Origin of the sequence: Pedobacter sp. HMWF019 (genome assembly GCF_003061025.1) — a bacterium.
GTDB lineage: Bacteria > Bacteroidota > Bacteroidia > Sphingobacteriales > Sphingobacteriaceae > Pedobacter.
Map to the genome: position 1 here is coordinate 1 of NZ_QAIL01000283.1, position 6,764 is coordinate 6,764.

The following is a 6,764-nucleotide window of genomic DNA, read 5'->3' on the forward strand; positions in this document are numbered from 1 at the left end:
TCAGTTTTTAAAATCAAAAATTGTAAAAAAAAAGGTGATGATGAGAAACTAAAGTAATAAAAAGCTAATATTTGTGTTCATGTATTTTAAGAAATAGGATGGTAAAGATTGACCTTAGAAGTGATACAGTAACCAAGCCGACAACCGGCATGCTGGAGGCGATAATGACGGCCAGAATTGGCGATGATGTTTTTGGTGAAGATGAGAGTGTTTCCGAACTGGAACATAAACTTGCAGCTTTGTTTAATATGGAAGCCGGACTGTTCTGTCCCTCTGGTACAATGACCAACCAGATTGCTATTAAATGTTTTACACAACCGATGGATGAAGTGATTTGTGATCAGACGGCACACGTGTACCGTTATGAAGGTGGGGGAATTGCCTATCACTCCTTGGCTTCTGTTCGATTACTAAATGGTCCAAGGGGGATTTTGACGGCAGAAATGATTGAGCGGGAAATCAATGAGGAAAATATACACTATCCCAATTCGAGTCTTGTAGTTTTGGAAAATACGGTAAACAAGGGAGGAGGCGCTTGTTATACATTAAAAGATATTGAGCCGATTCATCAGCTTAGCAAAGCCAGAGGCTTAAAACTCCACCTGGACGGCGCACGGATTTTTAATGCTTTAGTGGCAACAGGGGACCAGGCCTATGATTATGGTTCTTATTTTGACGGAATATCGGTTTGTTTATCGAAAGGGCTGGGAGCTCCGGTAGGTTCTGTGCTCTTGGGTTCAAAAGAAATGATACAAAAGGCCAAAAAAATTAGAAAGGTTTTTGGAGGTGGTATGAGACAGGCTGGGTTTTTAGCTGCCGCTGGTATATATGCGTTAGATCATCATGTTAACCGTTTATCTCTGGACCATGCCCATGCTAAAGTATTGGGCGGGGTCTTATCAAAAACAAAATATGTTTCGGGCGTGATGCCGGTGGAAACTAATATTGTTCTTTTCGATATTCATGAGTCCTTTTCCACGGCAGGAATAATCAGTGAATTGAACAAAAGAGGCATTTTATGTAACGCCACTGGGCCAAAAACTATTAGATTTGTTACGCATTTGGATGTTTCCGCGGAAATGATTGAGCAGACAGCAGACATTCTGAAAAACTTGATTCCATAATTTTATAAAGATTATTAATGAATAAAATCTTAATAGCCAACAGAGGAGAGATTGCTTTGCGCATTATGCGTTCTGCCAAAGAAATGGGAATTAAAACCGTTGCTGTTTATTCGGAAGCAGACCGGGAAGCTTTGCATGTGAGATATGCTGATGAAGCTATTTGTATCGGCCCTGCGGCTTCCAGTCAATCTTATCTGGTTGCAGAGAACATTATCGAGGCCTGCAGGAGATCGGGAGCGGAAGCCATTCATCCGGGATATGGTTTCCTATCTGAAAATGCAGATTTTGCTAAAAAAGTAAAAGCGGCGGGCCTTGTGCTCATTGGGCCAACACCAGAGGCCATGGAAATTATGGGAAATAAGTTATCTGCTAAAGCTGCGGCTTTGAAATACAATATTCCAATGGTTCCAGGGACTGAAGAAGCAATAACAAACGTGGCTGAGGCAAAGCTTCGCGCTGTAGAAGTCGGTTTCCCGATTTTGATCAAAGCTGCTGCAGGTGGGGGTGGAAAAGGAATGAGGGTGGTAAACCAGGTGGAGGATTTCGAGGAGCAAATGCAACTCGCAGTAAGTGAGGCCACATCTGCATTTGGTGATGGTTCGGTATTTATTGAAAGATATGTTTCTTCACCAAGACATATCGAAATACAGGTGCTGGGTGATACGCATGGTCATATTGTACATCTCTTTGAACGGGAGTGTTCTATTCAGAGAAGACATCAGAAGGTTATTGAAGAGGCACCTTCTTCCATACTTACAGAAGAGATCAGGCAGAAGATGGGGAAATGTGCGGTTGATGTAGCGAAGGCAGTGAACTATGTAGGAGCCGGAACTGTAGAATTTATCCTGGATGAGAATCTGGATTTCTTCTTCCTGGAAATGAATACCCGTTTACAAGTAGAGCATCCGGTTACAGAGATGATCACCGGACTGGATCTGGTGAAAGAACAAATTAAAATTGCCAGGGGAGAAGCATTATCTTATACCCAGCAAGATTTGAAAATAAGCGGACATGCTATAGAACTCAGGGTATATGCAGAGGATCCGGAAAATAATTTCCTTCCGGATATCGGTCTGCTGAAAACCTATCGCACACCCAAAGGAAATGGGGTAAGGGTGGATGATGGATTTGAAGAGGGTATGGAAATTCCTATATACTATGATCCGATGATTGCCAAGCTGATTACATATGGTAAAGACAGAGAAGAGGCAATAGGCAGAATGGTAAGGGCAATTGATGAATATGACATTACGGGCATACAAACGACATTAGCGTTTGGTAAATTTGTGATGCAGCATGAGATGTTTAGAACAGGGCATTTTGATACACATTTTGTAAATAAATATTTTCACGCGGAAAGCCTTAAGACAGAGGATGAAAACGAGGCATTTATAGCGGCACTTAGTGCAGTACTGTCCTTAAAAAAACAGCAGGTGCCTTATCTGTCTGAAGAAACGAGGTCAAAGGAAACAAACTGGAGAAGAAACAGAAGTTAATATTAAAGATTTTTATGTTTACAGGAATTATAGAAACACTTGGTGAGGTTAAAGAAGTTGTTAAAGAAGGAACAAACCTTCATTTCAAGATCCGGTCTGATATTAGCCGGGAATTTAAGATAGACCAAAGTGTTGCGCACAATGGAGTTTGTTTAACCGTTGTTGAATTGAATGAAGACAATTACACGGTTACAGCTATACAGGAAACTCTTGAAAAAAGTAATTTAGGAGATTTGAAAGTGGGTAAAAAGGTTAACCTTGAGCGTTGTATGTTGATGAACGGAAGGCTCGATGGGCATATTGTTCAGGGGCACGTAGACCAGACTGCAGTATGCATTAAAAGAGAAACTCTTGATGGGAGCTGGGAATATAGGTTTCGTTATGATGCTTCGAAAGGGAATGTTACTGTAGAAAAGGGATCCGTTTGTGTAAACGGAATCAGCTTAACCGTTGTTCATTCGGAACTCAATGAATTTTCTGTATTCATCATTCCCTACACGTTTGAACACACCAATTTGCATGAAGTAAATGTTGGTGATACAGTGAACCTGGAATTTGACATCATAGGTAAATATGTGGCCAGGTTGGTCAATAGGTAAATTATCTTTTCAAGTCATCTATTTTACTTTTGATGAAGGCGGCAAGTTTGGGGTTTTTATCTATTTCCTTGAAGTTTTTCAAGTATAGATTGTAATAGGTTACTGCGTTTTTCTTGTCATTTAGCTTGTTCTCATAAAGTAGCGCAATATTGTAGTACAGACTGCCATTGTTTTCGAACAACAAGCCCCGTTTGTAAGCGTTAAGCGCTTCATCATTTTGATGATTGGATTCATAAGCTTCCCCAAGTAAGCCATAGTAGGAAGCTGTTCTTGGGGAAATGCACTCAGTGATGGTCTTGTTGAAGAATTTTACTCCATTTTTGGCGTCTCTTAATCCTCTGTAACATAAGGCAATAGAGTAAGAAAGGTTCTCGTTATTGGTATCTTCGCCTTTGATTTTCAGGAAATAATTCAGTGCATTTTTATAATCCAGAAGATCAAAATACGATTTAGCAAGATGGTTGAGTGTCGAAGTTGAGCTGTCTCCAAAACTCAGTAACTTTAAGCCGGTTTGAATCGCTTCGGAATACTGTTTTAGAGCCCTGGCAACAGGTAATTTGATTCTTAACAAATGAAGATTGGCACTATCTGCCTGTATCGCAGGTTTTAATACCTCATCAGCTTGTTTGAAACTGTTAAATTTGAAATAAGCTTCCGAAAGCGTGGCCGCAATCTCCGGATCAGCAGGGTTTAACTTATTTACCTGTATTAAATATTTAAGCTGATCCTCCGCTTTACCAGCTTCAAAGTCCAAATTCTTCTGACTTAGGAGGGCAAGTTGTTTATTTGCGTTGAAGTTTACACTATCAATACTGAGAATTTCTTTATAATAACTGCCTGCCTTTTCCATGTTTCCTCTTCTTAAATTTACAGTACCAAGATTGTAAAGTAATGCTATGTTTTTTGGTTCCAGGGCATGTAAATTAAGGTAAATCCGTTCTGCATTAGAAAGATCTCCTGCCATCAGATAACTATAGGCAAGCTGCCTCCATACTTTAACTTCCTTACCATCCTCCTTATAAAAGTTCTGAAGGTAATTTACAGCATCAGTATATTGCTGGTTTTCATAATATTCGGTGAGCTTAACAGGATCAGGAACAGATCTTTTTTGAGCATGCAATACCAGGGGCAGAATAAAGAGCAGGAACAAGGAGAATATGTTTTTTGTTAAACGCATAGCGGCAGAATATGAAATTTAGTAATTTTATTCAAAACTAAAGTATTAGGTATTGTTGAATAAACCAAAACTTATTGTCTTTGTTTTCCTAGCGAAGGTATTATTGACCAAACATTACGGGGATACAGTTTGTTGTTTATTCAATAGGATTGATTTTTAATTAAAAAAACAAAATATGGATACTTTAAAGAAGTTTGAGTTGATGGAAAAGATTGTAAGGGAATTAGAAGATTTGCAGCACTCACAGCAAGCCCTTATCCAGAAGCTTGGTAAAATAGAAGTGGATAATATAGAATTAGGGGATAAAAGACTGGATAAAGATTTGCCCGATATGCATCAGAGGGTTTCCGATAACCTGGATACCATTAAAGGAATATTGGAATATTTCGCTGAGAAAACTCAGAATTTTGGCGATAAGAATAATGTTGATGCCTTAAAGGAAAAACAAGCCATTAATAACGCCAACAGTTAATAAAAAAGGTGCTCAAATTTGACTTTGGGCACCTTTATTCTTTTGTTGGGTCAACTGGTATTTTAATCGTAAAAATCGTGCCCTTTCCTGGCTCACTTTCTACTGTGATGTCTCCGTCGTTCCTTTGCATAAATTCTTTGCAGATCATTAGCCCCAGGCCAGTTCCTTTCTCGTGCATGGTACCCCTGGTAGAAATATTTCCCCCACTGAAAACATTTTGAACAACTTCAGCCGGCATTCCAATGCCTTTATCTTCTATAAGTAAGTGGATGAATCCTGATGTTCGCTGGTAGCTGGCTGATATATCAATGATACCTGCAGTATTGCTGAATTTAATAGCATTGTTGATGATATTCCTCACAACGATCTGTATCATCAGCATGTCGGCAAATACGATTACATTGGGGAAAACATTGTGTACAATCCTGATTTCTTTAATAGATGCGGGGGGCTGATGGTAATCAATTTCATTGATAATGAGATTTCGTAGATTAAAGTGCTCCTTATTAATCCCATAGCCTTTAAGTTGACTTCTGGACCAGTGCAGTATGTTTTCCAGGAGATCGGTGGTATAAATGATATCTTTACTTAAAATAGGAGCAAGCATTTTGAATTCTTCGGGAGTAATGATGTCATTCGAAATCATCTTAAGTACTTCGGATAAGTTGACAAGTGGTGCGCGGAGGTCGTGTGCTATGATTGAAAAGATTCTATCCTTTAGCTGGTTTAATTTTTGAAGTTCAACCGCCTGATCTTTTATCTTTAAAGATTCTTTTTTGATAGCCGTCTGGTCCTGAAATTTAACAATAATTAGATCGCTGTTTAAATTATCGTCGATCATATGTGTAATATCTGCTTCAAGGTCCAATATCCCTCCCGGAGTGTCAATTTTCAGATCTAGTTTTCCTGAAGTTTTACTTTGCAGATGGTGCATAAAATTTGGCTGTGCTCCAAATAATTCAATGGCATATTTACCTATAATCTTTTCATTAACTATGAAATACCTTTTAAATGCATGATTATAGTCTATGATTCTTTGTTGCTGATCAAGGATCACAAAGCCGTCTTGCATTAATTCCAATACTTTTTCTCTGGCAACAGGCAAAATATCGAAAAGCCTAAATCTGTAGATTCCGATAGAGACCAGAAAGATGGTAATAATAAATGCAAAGGGTGTGACATCAAGATTGCCCAGTGGTCTGAATCCGAGTAGATAAGATATGTTGGCCAGCCAGGGAATCAGTGCACCCATCAATATGCTGTAATTTTGCTTTTTATAGACAGGATCTGCCTTCCGGAATTTGCTGATGAGCAGGTAACTCCCAGTGCCCAGCAAAAGATAAAAATAGATGGTGAAAATTCTATATCCTATTCCCGGGACAATTACAGCCATTGGGAAATCATTGTTGTAGCTGATATATAAGTCTTTGTAGTGGATGTGGTGATGAGTATTAGACCAGACCAGAACCAAAGTTGCAGCAGGAATCAATAAGGTCATCACGAGGTTAACTGGCTTTCTGAACCAACGGTCTTTCCCTGTCATTTTCAAGCAAAAGAAGAACCAGGTAAGGGGCAGTGTAACAATCCCAATGTACTCTATATTGATAAATGTCTTTATTTGTGTTAGTGTGGAACTGGCCAGTTCAAAGCCATAGCCAAGTGACCATACCGCATTGGCAAGCATCATTAAGCCAAACCATCGAACGGCACCCCGGTCCCTGTTATATACATAATAGGAGATAAAGAGCGTTATAGTTCCGCAATAGATTAACGTTAAGGAGTAAGAATTAAAGGTAAATTCCATTTAATAACTAACCATAAAAATAACTTCTCATGAATAAAACAACTGATTTTAAACTAGTACAGAATAGTACATAAATTTACATAATATACTTC

General features: G+C 38.9%; 6 protein-coding genes. 4 read left to right on the forward strand and 2 right to left on the reverse strand.

Annotated elements, in window-relative coordinates; genetic code table 11:
* The first annotated feature begins 98 nt into the window (after positions 1-98).
* From DBR11_RS16275 to DBR11_RS16285, 3 genes are read left to right on the forward strand one after another with little or no spacing between them, the layout of a single operon-like run.
* Positions 99-1,124 (forward strand): low specificity L-threonine aldolase, encoded by a 1,026-nt coding sequence (locus DBR11_RS16275; protein WP_108553713.1) that lies wholly within the window; start codon positions 99-101, stop codon positions 1,122-1,124.
* A gap of 17 nt (positions 1,125-1,141) precedes the next feature.
* Positions 1,142-2,620 carry an acetyl-CoA carboxylase biotin carboxylase subunit gene (gene accC / locus DBR11_RS16280; RefSeq protein WP_108553714.1) on the forward strand — a complete coding sequence of 493 codons (1,479 nt, stop codon included), beginning with the start codon at positions 1,142-1,144 and terminating at the stop codon, positions 2,618-2,620.
* Between the two features lie 14 nt (positions 2,621-2,634).
* Entirely contained in the window at positions 2,635-3,219 is a 585-nt protein-coding gene (locus DBR11_RS16285; RefSeq protein ID WP_108553715.1) for a riboflavin synthase, read from the forward strand.
* A 1-nt stretch (position 3,220) separates the two neighbouring features.
* On the opposite strand, the gene DBR11_RS16290 is transcribed toward DBR11_RS16285, so the two are convergent.
* Positions 3,221-4,396 (reverse strand): tetratricopeptide repeat protein, encoded by a 1,176-nt coding sequence (locus tag DBR11_RS16290; protein ID WP_108553716.1) that lies wholly within the window; start codon positions 4,394-4,396, stop codon positions 3,221-3,223.
* Between the two features lie 175 nt (positions 4,397-4,571).
* Between DBR11_RS16290 and DBR11_RS16295 the strand changes: the two genes are divergently transcribed.
* The gene (locus DBR11_RS16295) at positions 4,572-4,868 is read left to right on the forward strand and encodes a hypothetical protein (RefSeq protein ID WP_108553717.1); all 297 of its coding nucleotides are present in this window, start codon (positions 4,572-4,574) and stop codon (positions 4,866-4,868) included.
* Between the two features lie 34 nt (positions 4,869-4,902).
* Here the strand turns inward: DBR11_RS16295 and DBR11_RS16300 are convergent, their stop codons facing one another.
* On the reverse strand, positions 4,903-6,672 hold the full coding sequence (locus DBR11_RS16300; RefSeq protein WP_108553718.1) for a histidine kinase N-terminal 7TM domain-containing protein: 1,770 nt from the start codon (positions 6,670-6,672) through the stop codon (positions 4,903-4,905).
* Positions 6,673-6,764 lie beyond the last annotated feature (92 nt).

Bases quoted from the DNA above. Each gene is read 5' to 3' on its own strand.
- DBR11_RS16275 (WP_108553713.1), top strand. From the start codon at position 99: ATGGTAAAGATTGACCTTAGAAGTGATACAGTAACCAAGCCGACAACC.
- accC (WP_108553714.1), top strand. From the start codon at position 1,142: ATGAATAAAATCTTAATAGCCAACAGAGGAGAGATTGCTTTGCGCATT.
- DBR11_RS16285 (WP_108553715.1), top strand. From the start codon at position 2,635: ATGTTTACAGGAATTATAGAAACACTTGGTGAGGTTAAAGAAGTTGTT.
- DBR11_RS16290 (WP_108553716.1), bottom strand. From the start codon at position 4,396: ATGCGTTTAACAAAAAACATATTCTCCTTGTTCCTGCTCTTTATTCTG.
- DBR11_RS16295 (WP_108553717.1), top strand. From the start codon at position 4,572: ATGGATACTTTAAAGAAGTTTGAGTTGATGGAAAAGATTGTAAGGGAA.
- DBR11_RS16300 (WP_108553718.1), bottom strand. From the start codon at position 6,672: ATGGAATTTACCTTTAATTCTTACTCCTTAACGTTAATCTATTGCGGA.